At 71.2% G+C, this 15,997-nt stretch carries 13 protein-coding genes and 1 CRISPR repeat array; of the genes, 5 read left to right on the top strand and 8 right to left on the bottom strand.

Annotation, left to right across the window (positions count from 1 at the left end; translation table 11 throughout):
- On the top strand, positions 1 to 1,198 hold a 1,198-nt coding region (locus tag BU198_RS00370), incomplete at its 5' end, for a M14 family metallopeptidase (RefSeq protein WP_188294756.1).
- A 134-nt stretch (positions 1,199 to 1,332) separates the two neighbouring features.
- On the opposite strand, the gene BU198_RS00365 is transcribed toward BU198_RS00370, so the two are convergent.
- From BU198_RS00365 to BU198_RS00355, 3 genes are all read right to left on the bottom strand, one after another.
- Positions 1,333 to 2,316 carry a hypothetical protein gene (locus tag BU198_RS00365; RefSeq protein ID WP_188294755.1) on the bottom strand — a complete coding sequence of 328 codons (984 nt, stop codon included), beginning with the start codon at positions 2,314 to 2,316 and terminating at the stop codon, positions 1,333 to 1,335.
- Positions 2,317 to 2,515: 199 nt separating this feature from the next.
- Complete coding sequence (locus BU198_RS00360) at positions 2,516 to 3,601, bottom strand: HEAT repeat domain-containing protein (RefSeq protein WP_188294754.1); 1,086 nt, start codon at positions 3,599 to 3,601, stop codon at positions 2,516 to 2,518.
- A 315-nt stretch (positions 3,602 to 3,916) separates the two neighbouring features.
- Positions 3,917 to 4,885: a proline dehydrogenase family protein gene (locus BU198_RS00355; protein WP_223243702.1), complete on the bottom strand. Its 969-nt coding sequence runs from the start codon at positions 4,883 to 4,885 to the stop codon at positions 3,917 to 3,919.
- Positions 4,886 to 5,018: 133 nt separating this feature from the next.
- On the opposite strand from BU198_RS00355, the gene BU198_RS00350 reads away from it, so the two are divergent.
- Complete coding sequence (locus BU198_RS00350; protein WP_188294753.1) at positions 5,019 to 5,978, top strand: GlxA family transcriptional regulator; 960 nt, start codon at positions 5,019 to 5,021, stop codon at positions 5,976 to 5,978.
- A gap of 173 nt (positions 5,979 to 6,151) precedes the next feature.
- A CRISPR array of direct repeats spans positions 6,152 to 6,485; the repeat unit is 29 nt; unit sequence CGGCTGACCCCCGCGGGTGCGGGGAGGAC.
- Positions 6,486 to 6,714: 229 nt separating this feature from the next.
- Here BU198_RS00350 and BU198_RS00345 read toward each other — a convergent pair.
- On the bottom strand, positions 6,715 to 6,960 hold the full coding sequence (locus tag BU198_RS00345) for a hypothetical protein (RefSeq protein WP_188294752.1): 246 nt from the start codon (positions 6,958 to 6,960) through the stop codon (positions 6,715 to 6,717).
- On the bottom strand, positions 6,957 to 8,114 hold the full coding sequence (locus tag BU198_RS00340) for an anion permease (RefSeq protein WP_317619889.1): 1,158 nt from the start codon (positions 8,112 to 8,114) through the stop codon (positions 6,957 to 6,959). Before BU198_RS00340 ends, BU198_RS00345 begins: the two co-directional genes overlap by 4 nt.
- A gap of 176 nt (positions 8,115 to 8,290) precedes the next feature.
- Here BU198_RS00340 and BU198_RS00335 point away from each other — a divergent pair, with 176 nt between their 5' ends.
- Together BU198_RS00335 and BU198_RS00330 are read left to right on the top strand one after the other, a co-directional pair.
- The gene (locus BU198_RS00335; protein ID WP_188294751.1) at positions 8,291 to 9,022 is read left to right on the top strand and encodes a hypothetical protein; all 732 of its coding nucleotides are present in this window, start codon (positions 8,291 to 8,293) and stop codon (positions 9,020 to 9,022) included.
- Between the two features lie 519 nt (positions 9,023 to 9,541).
- Positions 9,542 to 10,117 (top strand): helix-turn-helix domain-containing protein, encoded by a 576-nt coding sequence (locus tag BU198_RS00330; RefSeq protein ID WP_188294750.1) that lies wholly within the window; start codon positions 9,542 to 9,544, stop codon positions 10,115 to 10,117.
- Positions 10,118 to 10,148: 31 nt separating this feature from the next.
- Here BU198_RS00330 and BU198_RS00325 read toward each other — a convergent pair whose 3' ends face one another.
- From BU198_RS00325 to BU198_RS00315, 3 genes are all read right to left on the bottom strand, one after another.
- The gene (locus BU198_RS00325) at positions 10,149 to 11,069 is read right to left on the bottom strand and encodes a dihydrodipicolinate synthase family protein (RefSeq protein ID WP_188294749.1); all 921 of its coding nucleotides are present in this window, start codon (positions 11,067 to 11,069) and stop codon (positions 10,149 to 10,151) included.
- A 1-nt stretch (position 11,070) separates the two neighbouring features.
- Entirely contained in the window at positions 11,071 to 11,871 is an 801-nt protein-coding gene (locus BU198_RS00320; protein WP_188294748.1) for an aldolase, read from the bottom strand.
- Positions 11,872 to 12,108: 237 nt separating this feature from the next.
- Positions 12,109 to 12,417, bottom strand: a complete 309-nt coding sequence (locus BU198_RS00315; RefSeq protein WP_188294747.1) for a hypothetical protein — start codon at positions 12,415 to 12,417, stop codon at positions 12,109 to 12,111.
- Positions 12,418 to 12,836: 419 nt separating this feature from the next.
- Here BU198_RS00315 and BU198_RS00310 point away from each other — a divergent pair, with 419 nt between their 5' ends.
- Complete coding sequence (locus tag BU198_RS00310; RefSeq protein WP_317619888.1) at positions 12,837 to 15,953, top strand: RNA 2'-phosphotransferase; 3,117 nt, start codon at positions 12,837 to 12,839, stop codon at positions 15,951 to 15,953.
- Positions 15,954 to 15,997 lie beyond the last annotated feature (44 nt).

Here is a 15,997-nt window from a genome sequence, read left to right as displayed (position 1 = left end):
CGGCCCGCGCACGGTCGCCGACCGCACCGCCGTCGCCGCCACCGGCGCCTCCGTCGACGCCGTCCTACCCGACGCGGTGATCGTCACCGCCACCCCCGCCGAGGCCTCCCGGCTGCGCGCGCTCGGCTGGTCCCCCGTCGCGCTGCCCGGCCCCCGCCACGGTGCCGGGCCCGGTGACGAAGGCCTGGCCGGGCCGGTGTACGACTTCCCCCAGGCCGACTCCGGCTACCACAACCACGCCGAGGCGAACGCCGACATCGACGCGGTCGTCGCCGCGCACCCCGACATCATGAGCAAGCGCGTCATCGGCACCTCCTACGAGGGCCGGCCGATCGTCGCGGTGAAGATCAGCGACAACGTCGGCACCGACGAGGACGAACCCGAGGTGCTCTTCACCGCCCACCAGCACGCCCGGGAGCACCTCACCGTCGAGATGTCGCTCTACCTGCTGCACGAGTTCGGCGACAAGTACGCCACCGACAGCCGCATCGCCGACGCCGTCAACAGCCGGGAGATCTGGGTGATCCCCGACCTCAACCCGGACGGCGGCGAGTACGACATCGCGACCGGCCGCTACCGCAGCTGGCGCAAGGACCGTCAGCCCAACACCGGCAGCGGCAGCGTCGGCACCGACCTCAACCGCAACTGGAACTACAAGTGGGGCTGCTGCGGCGGTTCCTCCGGCTCCACCTCCAGCGAGACCTACCGGGGCAGCGCCCCGGAGTCCGCCAAGGAGACCAGGGTGGTCGCCGACTTCGTCCGCAGCCGGGTCGTCGGCGGCAGGCAGCAGATCACCGCCGCCATCGACTTCCACACCTACAGCGAGCTGGTGCTCTGGCCGTACGGCTGGACCACCGCCGAAACCGCCCCCGGCATGACCGCCGACGACTACAACACCTTCGCCACCCTCGGCCGCAGCATGGCCGCCACCAACGGCTACACCCCCGAACAGTCCAGCGACCTCTACATCACCGACGGCGCGATCGACGACTGGCTGTGGGGCGCCCAGCGGATCTTCGCCTACACCTTCGAGATGTACCCCGGCCCGAACGGCAGCAGCGGCTTCTACCCGCCCGACGAGGTGATCGGCCGCGAGACCAGCCGAAACCGCGAGGCGGTCCTGCGCCTGGTGGAGACGGCCGACTGCGTCTACCGCGTGATCGGCAAGCAGCAGCAGTACTGCGGCGTCTCCGCCTGACCGACCACCTCCGCACAGGCCGGGGCGCGGGCCGAAGCACCCACCGCTCGCGCCCCGGCCGCTGCCGCCGGGCGGGCCGGGCTCCTGCCGTACCGCCCCGGACTCCCGGAGTCCCCCACGCCGGCCCGGGGCACTCAGCCGCGGGCGGCGCGGCCCCCGGCCTCGCGCGCACCGTGCACGTCACAGGACCGTCCTGCCCCGGCCGAACCGCAGGTGGCAAGGCACTGGCCGAGGACATAGCAGCGCAGGTCGATGTCCTCGGGCAGGGCGGGCGCGGCGCCGGGGAGGACGACGGCGCCGACCGCGACGACGAACGTCCTGCTCACGGCGTCGCTGCCCTTCTTGGTCTGCGGGGCCTGGAAGAGCAGGTAGCGGGCCAGCAGGTAGTCCTCGGTGGTGAGACGGGGACGGGCCAGCAGGTCGAGGGCGGCGGAGTGCAGGACGGCGCTGTCCCGGGGAGCGGGTGAGGCCGTGTAGACCGGGTTTCCGCCGCGCTCCATCCAGGACGTGTTCAGGCCCCGGGCCGCGTACCGGGCGGTGAGCTCGGCGTCGGTCCGGTGAGCGGCGTCGCCCCGCAGGATGCGGTTGCCCGCGACCAGCCGTCCGTCCGGCAGCAGCACCCGGTTCTGGAGGGTGTCACCCTCGACGCCCTCGGTGGCGAAGCGCTCCTCGGCGAGACGGCCGTAGCGGACCATGGCCTCCCAGGCCGGGGTGGCGAGGCCTCCGGTGAAGGCGTGCGCGGCCTGGTCCCACTGGGCGCCCTCTCTCAGCCGGCCGACCTCACCGAGGCGGTCGTAATTGGTGTCGCCCTCCCGGATCGGGGTGCGAAAGCGCTCCGGGAAGAAGGCGATGCGGGTGCCGGGACGCGGGCCCATCGTGACGGCGAGACGGTAGCGCCAGTCGACCAGGTGCGCGTGGACGGCGGCCAGCGCGGCCACCCGGGCCGGCCGACCCGGAGCGGCCTCCCACCTCCGGGCCAGCAGGCCGGCCGCCTCGGTGGCGGCCTTCGCCTGCTCGACGGCGAACGCGCGGGCCTTGACCTGTCGGGCCGGGTCGGCGAAGCGCAGGGCGAGCGGACTGGTGGGGAAGTCGCCGGGGGCGATCGGTGCGGTGGACATGGCTCTCTCCTCGTCGGTCGAGCACGCCGGTCCGGTCGGCGGGCCGGGGCCGTCCGCCTCCGCGGGCGGCGGCCATGTGCCCATCCTGCCGGGCGAGTTGCACCATACGGCCGACGAGCAGTGGGAAGCCGTGAGTCCTGAGCACCTGCGCGGCGGTGCCGTCCGGCGGTGCCGTGACGATCGGCCTCCTCGGCGACGCCTACCTCGAAGACTCCGGGAGGCCGTCAGCCCTCGGTCCGCTCACGGCAGTACCGGTGAGGTCGGCCACCACCAGCTCGGCCGCCCGCGCCGGGTCCCCGCCGGCGCGGGAGAGCAGTGAGGCCACGTCGTAGCTCGTGTCGCCCGACTCCCGGTGGGTCACCTGCATGCCGTGCACCGACTCGTAGCGCGGTGAGCTGAGGGCCGCGCCGAGGTCGGAGCGCAGCCGCTCCAACTCCACGACGACCGTCCAGGCGTCGCCCTCCAGCCGGGCCCGCCGGACCGGGTCGCAGGCCGCGATGACCCGGTCGGTCTCGGGTGAGTCGGGCTCACAGGTCTCAAGAGCCGGCAGGAGTTCGGGGACGCCCAGAATCGCCGCCGCCTCAAGGATGAAGGCGCGGTTCCCGTCCTCGGACTCCAGCAGTCGCGCGATCAGCGGGACGGCCCGTGGGTCGTGCCGCCTGGCCAGCCCCCGCGCGCCTTCCTCCCGGACCTCGTCGCACTCGTCGGTGGTGCAGGTCCAGAGCGCGTCCCTGATGGCGGTCGTGTCGTGCTCCAGCTGGAATCCCAGCGTGAAGGCCGCCCAGTCGCGGACGTCGGCGTCCTGGTCCCGGGTGAGCCGGATCAGCGCCCGGACATCGGGCCCGTCGGCCGACCCGCTGTTGGTCAGGCTGAGTTCCGAGGCGACCTGACACCGCACCTCGGCGTCCTCGTGCCCGGAGAGCCTCACCAGCACCGGCACGGCGCGCGAATCCTGCGACCGGCCCAGGCCCCGGGCCAGGGACAGCAGCACGCAGGCCTCCGTCTCCACATCGGCCCGCGCCATCAGGGCGGTTGCCACCTCGCTCCGCAGATCCTCGTGCGCTTCGGCCACGCTCCCCACCAGATCGGAGCCCACCTTCCGCTCCAGGACATCGGCCGACCCCAGCAGCCCCGCCCCACCGCGCCAGGCGGTCTCGCCGCCCTCCCCCTTCGCCGTCTCCCAGACCAGTCCCCAGTAGGCGTGCCAGTCGTCGTCCGCCTCCGAGTCCTGCGCCACCCGCGCCACACTCATCAAGCGCCCCACCAGCCCCGCCACGTCGTCCATGCGCGCATTCTCGCCCCGAAGGCCCGCTGCCGGACACCGGATTTCCACACCGGGCCCGCCCCGGCACTCCGGCCGACCGGACCTGGGGGGCCGTGTCGACCGCCTCGCAGCCGGCGGAGTCTTCGGCCCCGGCCCGTAGCGGAGTCGGATCCTGGACCGACGGCCGGCGCCGGCTCACGGGGTTCCCGCAGTGGTGGTGCTGCCGCTCGCTCCGCGCACCCGTCGGCCACTCCGACCCCGTCGGTCATGGACACCTGGTCGCACGGCGGAGCCCACCCCCGACGCGACGACTCGCGCCTGGGAGCGGACGCCCGGTCACCCGGCCGCGTCGACGAGGGCTTGGAGGACGCGCTGGGGGTCTTCGGCGAGCCGGTTGCAGACGTAGAGCCACCATTCGGTGCCGAAGACGATGTACTCCCGCGTGGGGTGCCCGCGTTCGGCCATGGCGTCGAGGATGCCGGGCCCGAGGCCGAGCAGTGTCTCGAACTCCCACGGGGCACCTTCCCGGCCCGTCCCGCCGACCTGCTGCTCGATGCGGTCGATCAGGTCCCGGTCGTGAGTGGCGAAGGAGCACAGGTGGCCCGAGTCGGCCAGCTGCTGCGCGTACGTCAGGTAGGCGGCGCGCAGGGCCGGCGAGTCACGGTGGTGCGCGATGGTCTCGGGCTCAAGGAAGGCACCCTTGACCAGGCGGATGCGGCCGGGTCGGCCGAGCAGCTCCGGCAGGTCGTCCGCGGTGCGGTGCAGGCGTGCCTGGACGGTGAGACCCACGTGGTCGAACCGCTCGCACAGCCTGCGGTGCAGGTCCAGCACCGCGTCGGTGCGGTCGGAGCCCTCGGCCGAGATCACCATCTCCCGCCCGGTGGCGGCACAGGCCTGGGCGATGCGGGAGGCGTTGGCGAGGGCGAGCCCGGCATCGACGACGAGGCCGATGTGGGACAGGTCGAGGGAGATCGAGCAGCCGGACGGCAGCAGCCGGGCGGCGGCGAGGAACACCTCGGTCTCCTCCGTGGCCCGCCGCGCGTCACGGCAGCTCTCGCCCATGTACTCGACGTTCACGCGGTGGCCGGCCGCCAGGACCTGCCGGGCGCGGTCCAGGGCGTCCGGCAGGGTCTCGCCGGCCACGTACCGTCGGGCTGCCTTGCGGGTCAGGGGGCCCAGGACCGGATCGCCGGGGATGCGCCACTTCAGGTCCTCGTCGAGCGCGAGTGCGCGCAGGACCTGGGCCGCCCGCGCCGGGAGGGCGGTGGTGGAGTCGGAGGTGGAGCCGGGGGTGTGCATGGTCATCGGGCGCCTAGCTGTTCGCATACTGAAGAGGGGTACGCCCCTGAGCCTCGCAGGACGGGCCGCCCGCAGGCAGTGGCAGAAACGACGGATAGGCTGGAATTCCTGCCAACCGGTTCGAGGAGGCCCGAAGCCGATGCTCCGTGATGTCGCCGTCCTGGCCCTCGAAGGCGCCCACGCCTTCGAACTGGGTGTGTTCTGCGAGGTCTTCGGCATCGACCGGGGCGACGACGCGTTCCCCGTCTACGACTTCGCCCTCGTCTCGGCCACCGGCGACAGCGTGCCGACCCGGCACGGCTTCGAGGTGCGCGCCCGGCACGGGCTGGAACGGCTGGCCTCCGCGGACCTCATCTGCGTCCCGGCCTACGACCCGTGCGTGCGGCAGCCGGACGCCCTCGCCGACAGCCTGCGGGCCGCCGTGCGGCGCGGCGCTCGCGTCCTGAGCATCTGCACCGGCGTCTTCCTGCTGGGCCAGGCCGGGCTGCTCGACGGACGGCGCTGCACCACCCACTGGCGCTTCACCGGGGAACTCGCCCGCCGCCACCCCGAGGCCCGGGTCGAGTCGGACGTGCTGTACGTCGACGAGGACCCGGTCATCACCGGCGCCGGCACCGCCGCCGCGGTCGACACCTGCCTCCACCTGATCCGCAAGGAACACGGCAGCGCCGTCGCCAACGCGCTCGCCCACCGCATGGTCGCACCCCCGCACCGCGACGGCGGCCAGCGCCAGTACCGCGAACGCCCCGTACCCCGGGACCGGACGGGCTCCCTCGCCCCCGTCCTGGCCTGGATCGAAGCCAACCTCGACCGGGACCTGACCGTCGAAGGGATGGCCCGCCACGCCGGCCTCTCCCCGCGGACCTTCGCCCGGCACTTCCGGCAGGAAACCGGGACCACCCCGCTGCAATGGCTCACCGGCCAGCGCGTCCTGCTCGCCCAGCACCACCTGGAGACCACCCACGACCCCGTCGCCGCCATCGCCCACCGCGCGGGCTTCGGCAGCATCGACAACCTCCGCCACCACTTCGCCCGACGCCTCGGCACCACCCCCCAGGCCTACCGGCACACCTTCGCCGACCCGCCCGCCACCGCCTGACACCCACCCTCGCGGATCAGCCGACGAACGGCGCTCGACAGCACGACGCCCCCGCAATGCCAGGATCCCGCCGGCCCTACACGCGCCATGCAGAACCTGGTCATCCGAACCTCCCCCGGAACCGGCGCCTGCCCCTCGACCGCGTCGACGAACGCCATCCGGGCCGCAGGCGACGGCTGACCCCCGCAGGTGCGGGGAGGACATCGTCCAGATTCTCGGCCAGTGGCGCCGGGCCGGCTGACCCCCGCGGGTGCGGGGAGGACCCACCAGCACCTTGCCCACGCCCTGGCGATCCTGGCTGACCCCCGCGGGTGCGGGGAGGACGCGACATTCGGCTTGATGTCGAACGTCACGGACGGCTGACCCCCGCGGGTGCGGGGAGGACGAGCTGGCCCAAGAACTCCGCGTCGCCGGAGCCGGCTGACCCCCGCGGGTGCGGGGAGGACTCTGGGGCGGCCGTCTTCACGGACCCCGGACACGGCTGACCCCCGCGGGTGCGGGGAGGACACTTCGTGACCTGCGGCGATGCGGCGGCTTTGCCATTTCATTGCATGACGTGGAGCGCCGCCCCGCGGAGCCCCCAACGTAGCCCGTAGAGCTGTTGAGGCGTCAAAAGCGCGCTGCAAACGATCCCACGGGCGAGCCCGGCGGGGCAAGCTGCCGAGCTGCCGCGGCCCGCTGCCGACCGCCGCCACGCTGCCCACAGGGGTGGACGGTCAAGGGCAGCGGTGTGCGCTCAGCTGTGGTGGACGATCAGCAGGATGCCCCACCCGATCGCCGCGAGGACCACCGCGAAGCACACCGCGGCCACGGCGTAACCGCCTGCCCCGGCAGTGGGCCGGGCGGCCCCGTCCCCCTCGGCCCCGGCCGCCGGGTTGAGGGCGCGCACGGCGATGGCGAACAGCGCGGGCAGGCCGGCGCCGGCGAGGAAGCCGACCACGACGATCTTCCAGAGCGCCTCCGGGTCGATCCAGGAGTTCACGGGGCCACCTTGTCGCTGGGGGGCGGCACCGGGACGACCGAGCCGGTCCACGCCGCGTTGACGTTCTCCGGGGTGACGGCGGGGTAGCGGGACGCGATGAAGAAGGCGACCGAGGCCACCACCAGGACGGTGAAGACGCTCACCACGCCGACGGTGCCGCCGATCCCCCGGGCGGTCCAGTAGGCCAGCGCGCCGACCAGTGCCGCGGCCGGGAGGGTGAGCAGCCAGGCCACCACCATGCGGCGGGCGATGTTCCACCGTACGACCGCGCCCCTCCTGCCGATCCCCGATCCGAGGATCGACCCGGTGGCGACGTGGGTGGTGGAGAGCGAGTAGCCGAAGTCGGCGGAGCAGAGGATGACCGCCGCCGAGGCCGACTCGCTGGCCATCCCCTGCGGCGGTTCGATCTCCACCAGTCCCTTGCCCAGGGCCCGGATGACCCGCCAGCCGCCGATGTAGGTGCCCAGGGCGATGGCCAGGGCGCAGGAGGCGATCACCCACACCGGGGCCTTCGCCCCACCGCCCAGCCTCCCGTCGGCGATCAGGGCCAGGGTGATGACGCCCATGGTCTTCTGCGCGTCGTTGGTGCCGTGGGCCAGCGAGACCATGCAGGCCGAACCGACCTGACCGCTCCGGAAGCCGCGCGTGCGCGGGCCTTCGGCGACGCCGCGGGTGAGGCGGTAGACGAGGTACGTGCCGAGCGCGGCGACCGATCCCGCGATGACCGGCGACAGGGCGGCCGGCACGATCACCTTGGCGACGAGGCCGTGCCACTTGACGGCCGAGGTGCCGGCCGCCGCCACGGTCGCCCCGACCACGCCGCCGATCAGCGCGTGCGAGGAACTGGAGGGGATCCCGAGGTACCAGGTCGCCAGGTTCCACAGGATGCTGCCCGTCAGGCCCGCCACGACCACGGTCAGCGTGACGCTCTGGCTCTCCACCAGGCCGCTGGCGATCGTCGCGGCGACCGCGGTCGAGAGGAACGCACCCACCAGGTTCAGCACCGCCGAGACGCCGACCGCGACCCGCGGCGGGAGGGCGCCGGTGACGATCGAGGTCGCCATGGCGTTGCCGGTGTCGTGGAACCCGTTGGTGAAGTCGAAACCCAGCGCGGTGACCACCACCAGCGCCAGAACCACGTCATTGCCGGTCACGGGGTCGAACCTAACCCGCCGACCGCCGCCGGCCCGCTCTCCTCACCACCCGGACGCGCCGGGAACCGCGGGGCGCCATCCGATCGGCCCTACCGGAGGCGGGGGCCCCACAGGGCCGACAGGGTGATCGGTAAATCGGTGTCGCCCATCCGTTCGAGGCTGCTAGCGTCCCGGACGTGGCAAAGTTGAACCAGATCATCGCCGTCGAAAAAGGCGTCAAGTCCAAGTCCTTCCAGGAGCTGACCCAGGCCCACCAGGACCTGCAGAAGCCCGCGCTGCTGGCCGGGATCTCCCGCACCTACCAGCCCAAGGACGAGGAGGGCGAGCAGCTGCCGCCCGAGGCGACCCGTGTGCAGCTGAAGGCCGAGGACATCCTGCGGTCCACCGCGAACACCCTCACCCGGCTGTTCGACGTCACGGCCACCAAGGACTGGGCCAACGTCGACGCCCGCGCCGACGTGGTGGTGGACGGCCAGGTGCTCCTCGCCCAGGTGCCGGTGCCCTACCTGCTCTTCCTGGAGAAGCAGCTCACCGACCTGTTCACCTTCGTGAGGAAGCTCCCGGTGCTGGACGCCGCCGAGTCCTGGAACCTCGACCCGTCCACCGACTCCTGGAAGACCGAGCCGGTGCGCACCATCCGGACCAAGAAGGTGCCGCGCAACCACGTCAAGGCCGAGGCCACCGACAAGCACCCGGCCCAGGTCGAGGTCTATTACGAGGACATCGCGGTCGGCTACTGGACCACGGTCAAGTTCTCCGGCGCGCTGCCGGCCCGCCGGGTGAACGAGCTCGCCGAGCGGGTGGAGAAGCTCCAGCAGGCGGTCAAGTTCGCCCGTGAGGAGGCCAACGCCGTCGAGGTCACCGACCGGAGGGTGGGCGACGCCGTCTTCGGCTACCTGTTCCGGTAGCCCCATGATCGCCCGTCCGGGGAGCCGGACGGGTGCACCGGGCGCGACAACGGCCCGTACCGGGAGAACCGGGCGGGTGCGCTGCGCGGTGCGAAAAGCTGACACTGATGTTGAAGCTGACCAGGGGTCACAGTGGAGGTTCGAATCCTCCCCCCGGCACCACCGGCCGGGGTAGCCCAAGCCAGGCAGAGGCAGGCCCCGTGAATCTCAGACTCTCGCTCCAGTCTCAGCATTCGCCGCCGAACACCGGATCGACCGGGTGTGGACGAATATCGACGAATGCAGGTTCGAGTCCTGTCTGTGCCGCTCCGTGGCACGGTAGTTCAAAGGCAGAACGCGTCGATTTCAACCTGATCCACGACCCTTAAACGTGCCGGTGTGCGCAATTGGGCGGCAAACAGGGGCCCGGGAGCTGGCTACGCTCCCGGGTCCTCTCGCGTTCCGGTACGGGGGTGGCGCGGCCGTCCGGGTGGCCTGGCCGATAATGGACCGAACGATTCCGTGGGTGAGAGGTGGCACATGGCCGGCAGGTTGCGGGTGCTGAGGAAGCAGAACCGGCTCAGCCTGGAGGCACTCGCCGAGCAGGTCGGCGTCACCAAGAGCTACCTCTCCAAGGTCGAGCGCGGCATCAGCGACCCGTCGATCTCGACGGCGCTCAAACTGGCCCACGCCCTCAACGTCGACGTCGGCCGGCTCTTCTCGGACGAGGTGGAGCCCGAGCTCGTCACCGTCGTCCGCGCCGGCGAGCGCACCCCGATGGGTGCCGGGGCCGGCTCCGGCGCCTCCCGCTACGAGGGCATCGCGACCGGGCTCGGCGGCAAGCAGATGGTGCCGTTCATGATGTATCCGCCGACCGCGCCGACGGGCTCGCCGTTCAAGTCGCACATGGGCGAGGAGTTCTTCTTCGTCCACGCGGGCACGGCGGTACTGGAGTTCCCCGAGCGGAGCGTCGAACTCGGCCCCGGGGACAGCGTGTACTTCAACTCGGCGCTCCCCCACCGCTGCCGGAGCACCGGACCGGAGCCGGCCGAGATCCTCGTGGTCATCCACGACGACCCGGCCGGCCCCTCGGACCGGGTTCCCACCCTGCCCTGACGCAGCCCTGCCCTGACGTGTCGGGCCGGCGTCAGCCCTTCGGCTCGGTGTCGGCGGCCAGGGCGACCCCCGCGGCGGACAGCAGCGCGGCCAGTCGCTCCGTCCGCGCCCCGTCCAGCGGCAGCAACGGGCGCCGGGGCTCGCCGACGTCCAGGCCGCACAGGGCCAGGCCCGCCTTCACCGTGGTCGGCAGACCGCCGCCGAGCAGGAACTGGAGCACCGGCAGCTGCCGGTAGAACACCTGGCGGGCCGTGTCCGGATCGCCGTCGCGAACCGCCCGGTACAGATCGAGGGTGAGGTCGGGGATGACGCAGGGCGCCGCCGTGCACCAGCCGGCCGCACCGGCCGCGAACGCCTCCAGGGCCAGCGGGTTGGACCCGTTGTAGAAGGGCAGCGCGCCGTCGGACAGCTGGGTGAGCCGGTGCATCCGCTGGATGTCGCCGCTGCTCTCCTTGACCATGGTGATGTTCTCCACCTGGCCGACCAGCCGGTGCATGAGCTCCGGGGTGAGGTCGACCCCGGCGGTGGCGGGGTTGTTGTAGACCATCAGCGGGATGCCGATCGCGTCGGCGATCTCGGTGTAGTGCCGGGTGATCTCGCGCTCGTCCAGCTTCCAGTACGAGAGCGGCAGCACCATCACCACGTCCGCCCCGGCCTGCTCGGCGAACCGGGCGCGGCGGACGGCGCTGCGGGTGGTGAGGTCGGCGATGCCGACGACCGTGGGGACCCGGCCCGCGACGGCCGACACCGACGCCTCGGCGGCGGTGTACCACTCCTGGTCGTCGAGGTAGGCGCTCTCGCCGGTGGAGCCCAGTGGGGCGATGGCGTGGCAGCCGGAGCGGACCAGCCGGTCGATCAGCTCGGTGAGCCGGGCGAGGTCGAGGCTGCCGTCGGCGGGGGAGAACGGGGTCACCGGGTAGGCGATGATCCCCTCGAGGACGGTGGTGGCCATGTCAGGAGTCCTTCCGGGTGGCGAGGGCGTCGCCGTGGCCGGCCCGGAGGGCGCGGCGGGCGTAGTACGCGAAGTTGGCCTGGCCGCGCTTGGGGGTGGAGATCCAGTCGTGCGCCTCCTGGGCGAGCAGTTCGGGGATCTCCTGGATCTTCCCGGCGGCGCCGGCCAGGAGCTGGAGCCTGGCGGCCCGTTCGAAGAGCAGGGCCAGCGTGCACGCCTCCTCGACGGTCCCGGTGGCGACCAGCTGGCCGTGGTGGGCGAGCAGGAGCGCGCGCTTGTCGCCGAGGGCGGCGGAGATGATCTCGCCCTCCTCGTTGCCGACCGGGATGCCGGGCCACTTCTCCAGGAACGCGCAGTCGTCGTAGAGCGGGCACATGTCCATGTGCGACACGACCAGGGGGGTCTCCAGCATCGAGAGCGCGGAGATGTGCAGCGGGTGGGTGTGGATGATGCAGTTGACGTCCGGCCGGGCCCGGTAGACCCAGCTGTGGAACCGGTTGGCCGGGTTGGCCATCCCGTCGCCTTCCAGGACCTGGAGGTCCTCGTCGACGAGGAGCAGGTTGTCCTCGGTGATTTCGTCGAAGCCCAGGCCCAGGCGCTGGGTGTAGTAGGTGCCCGGACGCTCGGCCCTGGCGGTGATCTGGCCCGCCAGCCCGGAGTCGTGCCCGGCGTCGAACAGGATGCGGCAGGTCAGGGCCAGCTTCTGGCGCACCGTCCAGCCGTTGTCGGGGATCGCGGTCTCCATCCGTTGGTGGGCCAGGTTCACCAGGTCGGACTTGCCCGTCTCGAACGTGTCGGCCATGGCCGTCGTCCTCCTTCGGTCTTCGGTCGAACGCTCCCGCCGGGGCACGGGGCGCGGATCACCCCCGGCGGGCGCGGGCAGCGGCAAGCCGCCCAACGCAACCGCGGGACCCCGGAAGGACACACATTTCACTTTAGGACACATCGTGTCCTCGCGTCGAGAGAGGTTCAGCAGCGGGACGCCCTGGTCGGCCGCCGGCCCGGACCGACCGGGAGAACCGTCTCCGGCCGGCGGAGATCAGGACAGGTTCTCCGCGACCTTCAGGAAGTCCTCGTGCGAGAGCTGTCCGCTCTCGGGCCCTGACCAGTAGACGAAGTAGTTCTTCGGGCCGTCGGACCACGTCAGTGACCGGAAGTCGACATGGTCCGGCGTCGGGCCCTCCTGAAGGTAGGCAGGGTGACCGTTGAGGGTGATCGGCGTGCCTGCGGTGAAGGCGGGTCCGCCGAAGGCCTCGGTGATGATAAGCGCGGCGTGGACAGCTCCAAGGAGCTGATCGTGCCAGCCGAGGGCTTGCAGGAATCCACCGAGTCGTAGGCCGGCGCGCACTGCCGCCTACGCCGAACGCATGGCCTGGAGCGGGGTCACCGGCGACGGCACGCCCCAGGAGGTACACCTCCGGCCTGTCGGCGCAGCGTCCACGTCCTCGAAGGCCTGGCCACCACCCTCACACAGCCCGACGGCCGAGAAGGCGACCTCGCCCACCTCGCCTGCGCCATCCTCACGACCGTGTACGACCCCAACGAGCGGTATGGGCCGATCATTCGCCTGGCATCCTTCCCCGCGGAACAGGACACCGGCGGGGCCCGCCCCTTAATTGTCGGATAAGCAGATAAGTGAAACCTCGCCAGCCCACCTACGCCGTCAACATGCCTCCCGATCCGAGACGTTGACCGCCAGTGCTCTCACCGACGATGCGTCCTCAACAACCCAACGAGCTGTCAGGGGAACCGTTTAGACTCACCGGGGTGAACGTGGATCGAAAAGTCACGCCGTTGAATCTTGCTCGCCGGACACCACCTCCGGTGTCCGGCCTCTCCGAGGCGGAGATCCGTCTCGTGCTAGAGGAGCATTGTCCCGAGCTCGTCAGCCTGCTGCACTGGCTCGGGTGTTCGCTCGACGAAACCCTCTCTGAGTGGATACGGCTCCGCGAAGCACCCTGGGTGTCGACCATCGTCAATCCGCAGACGTCGGCCCGCCGAATCTTCGAGCTCTGGCAAGAGTTCCTCGGCGATGACAGCCGCCCACTGCTGGAGCTGCTGGTGTTCGAGCACGGCTTCTGCCGACCGGGCGCGACGTCGCAGGGGCTTCCGCCCGGAATGCAATTCGCGAAGACGCTTCACGTGGTCCGACAGCGGATCGGCACCAAGCTGCACCAGCACGCGCTCGACGTGACCTGGCAGCGGCCCACGGTGTTCTGTCGGGCACTGCGCCTGGCCAAGGTGTACCTGGACGCCGTGGTGAGCGACAGCGAGCTGACCAGTGTGAACGCTCGTCACCAGTTCAGCGGACGGCTCGGCCAAGGCCCGGTGCTGCTTAGCAGGTTCGAGTCGGTCGGCACGGCCGAGCTGTCACGGTCCGCCGAACTGATCCGACGCTCGATCGAGGAAGGCAACAAGGTCGCCGACGCCGTGCCGTACCTGATGGAGGGCTTCCTTCGCCTGCATGACAGCACCGGCGACCGCAGGTACCTGGGCCGGATCATCGAGGTACACCGGGAGTTCGCCGATGCCGAGAAGAGCACCGCCTGGCGACTGCACACCGTCGAGGCGTGGCTCCGGCTGGCCGACGGGCGCCCGATGGACGAACGGACCGCTCACTATCTCGATCAGGCTGTCGCCACACTCGACACCATCCGAAATTTCGTCAGTGGGGAGGCAGTGCGCCACACGCTCCTGCTGACCATCGTCGCCCAGGCACGCGTGGTACCCAAGTCGGCGACCGTCCGGCTCGCGCTGCGCGGTCTGCCGAGCCAGTTCGGGTTCGACCAGCAAGTGCAGCGGTTCGTCGGCGCTGGTGCCCCGGCGTCGTCGTTCCCTCAGCTGCTCCTCGGAGCCCTGAACGAGCGGTTCAAGGGTTCAGGGGAGCCGCTAATCAGGCGTCTTCTCGCCGACTGGCACCGGGCGTGCGCACAGTTCGTCGAGTGCTCGCCCACGACCCGGCTCGAACTGCGCCGCACGGTTATCGACCTCCTCGGGGGCCGCACGGCTGGTACCGCTCTGACGGACACGCCAAGTCGGATGCGGTACGCCGACGACCTGCTCCACATGGCCGCGCTGGGCACCTCGCCCCAGCACTGGGCCGAGGGAGTAGTACAGCTCGTGCGGGAGGCTGCTGACGACCCATCGACGTGTGTCCCCCTGGTCGTCCTGGGCCGGGAGGCCGAACTCCAGCGGAGTGTCAGTCCCGCAGACCGAGCCGCGCTGGAAGCCCGGCTGGCCGGCCTCGTCTCGGATCCGGCCTCCTGGGTCAGGGCACTCGCCGACGGTGACGCGGACTTCTACTACGCTCGGGCGGCCACCCGCGCGATGACCAGCCCGGACGTGACCCGTCGCAACCTCGGCGGCCGCAGCAACGTGGTCACCGTCGAGGACCACCTGGGTTTCGCCTCGTCGACCCTGGTGTTCAAGCCCACGCACACAGACAACGTCGAACGCGACACCCGTACCGCTCAGGCCGTACAGAGCGCTCTCGCCCGCGTGGGCGCCGACACCCGCTTCCGCACCAGCGACCTGATCACTACCCTGGCCGCGGACGAGCTGAGCAGCCGCTCGGGCCTTGCGTCCAACGTGAACGTGATCACCGTCCGACGGTTCGAGCACGGAACGGTCCTCGCCGAGCTACTCTCCCCCGAGACGGAAGACGCCTCCGCGGGTCTGCTTAAGCAGGCGGCCGCCTTTCTCGCTTACATCCACGCTGCTCCCCGGCCAGGCGATGTCATGCCCACCAAGGTCCGCGCCAAGGTGCGCGGTCGGGTGCGGATGTGGCTCCGCGACGTCTTCCCCAAAGGCGCCGACAAACTGGTCGACCAGACCTTCGATCGCTGGTGGGCTCTGCTGGCCGACGCGCCGACGCTTCCCCGCCGGGACGCCCATGCGTTCAACTGGCTCACCACCAACGATGGAAGAATCGTCGCCATCGACCTGGAGGCGACGGGCCATGAACCAGTCGGGTGTGAACTGGCCCAGTTGACGGACGACGTGCCAGCCTTGTCACCCGGGTCCTGGGATCTTCGCCGTGAGGTGTTCGAAAGCTACGTCGAAGCGCTGCGTGAGTGCACCGGTGAGCCGTACGACGACGCGGAGGTCGAACGGATCTGGGCCGTCTACCGCGCCTCACTGATCGTCAGGGCGGTACGGTGCCTGACCGATCGAACCGGAAGCCCCTCGCTCCGCCGGCATGGCGAGGCCCTGCTGGACGAAATCAGCGCCCACCCTGAGTGGGGCTCCGTCCACGAGGTGGCCGTCACCCTGCGGAACGCCTGGGCCGAGCGCCGCGGCGCCCCAGGAGGCGCGCCGCTGCGGGAGCTCAACCTCAGACGCAAGCGGCGTATCAGCAAGGCTCTTGCCTACCAACTGCGTCACAACCCGCACCTGCCAACGAACCCGCAGGGCTGGGCGCGGCTCGACGACCTCCTGTCCGCCCTCTCGGAGAACGGGCAACCCACGTCGTCCGCAGAGGTGCTGGCCGTCGCCCAGGCCTTGGACGAGCCGCGCTTCGAAGTCTGGGACGACCTCATCCGCGCTCGCTACGGCCACACCACGTCGGCACCCGACGACCACACAGTCGGGACACCGGACGGAGTGCTGTACCACGCCACGGCATCAGTGAACCTGCGCGACATCTTCCAACTCAGGCAGGGCCTGCGACCGATGACACGAAAGGCCGTCCACCTCACCACCCATCCACCAACGGCGCTCCTCGCCGGACGGCGACACGGTCCCGCCATACTCCTGTTGGTCCACGACCCGGCTGCTCACGGCCTCGAATGCCGATATGCCGGGGGCACCACCTGGCTGATCGACGCGGTGCCGGCCAAGGCGCTGGCGGTGGTGCCACTCCACCAGCTCTTCTCCGCGCACTGAGCCCGGAGCGGTCCTGGTTCGTCTTGGGGCCGACAGGACCGCTC

Source organism: Streptomyces sp. CBMA156 (assembly GCF_014596515.1).
In the GTDB taxonomy this organism is placed as follows: domain Bacteria; phylum Actinomycetota; class Actinomycetes; order Streptomycetales; family Streptomycetaceae; genus Kitasatospora.
The sequence above is the reverse complement of the archived record's forward strand: the minus strand, read 5'-3'. Positions and strand labels throughout refer to the sequence as shown.

Coding starts and splice junctions, on each gene's coding strand:
- BU198_RS00365 (WP_188294755.1), bottom strand. CDS start 2,316: ATGTCCACCGCACCGATCGCCCCCGGCGACTTCCCCACCAGTCCGCTC.
- BU198_RS00360 (WP_188294754.1), bottom strand. CDS start 3,601: ATGGACGACGTGGCGGGGCTGGTGGGGCGCTTGATGAGTGTGGCGCGG.
- BU198_RS00355 (WP_223243702.1), bottom strand. CDS start 4,885: ATGACCATGCACACCCCCGGCTCCACCTCCGACTCCACCACCGCCCTC.
- BU198_RS00350 (WP_188294753.1), top strand. CDS start 5,019: ATGCTCCGTGATGTCGCCGTCCTGGCCCTCGAAGGCGCCCACGCCTTC.
- BU198_RS00330 (WP_188294750.1), top strand. CDS start 9,542: ATGGCCGGCAGGTTGCGGGTGCTGAGGAAGCAGAACCGGCTCAGCCTG.
- BU198_RS00325 (WP_188294749.1), bottom strand. CDS start 11,069: ATGGCCACCACCGTCCTCGAGGGGATCATCGCCTACCCGGTGACCCCG.
- BU198_RS00320 (WP_188294748.1), bottom strand. CDS start 11,871: ATGGCCGACACGTTCGAGACGGGCAAGTCCGACCTGGTGAACCTGGCC.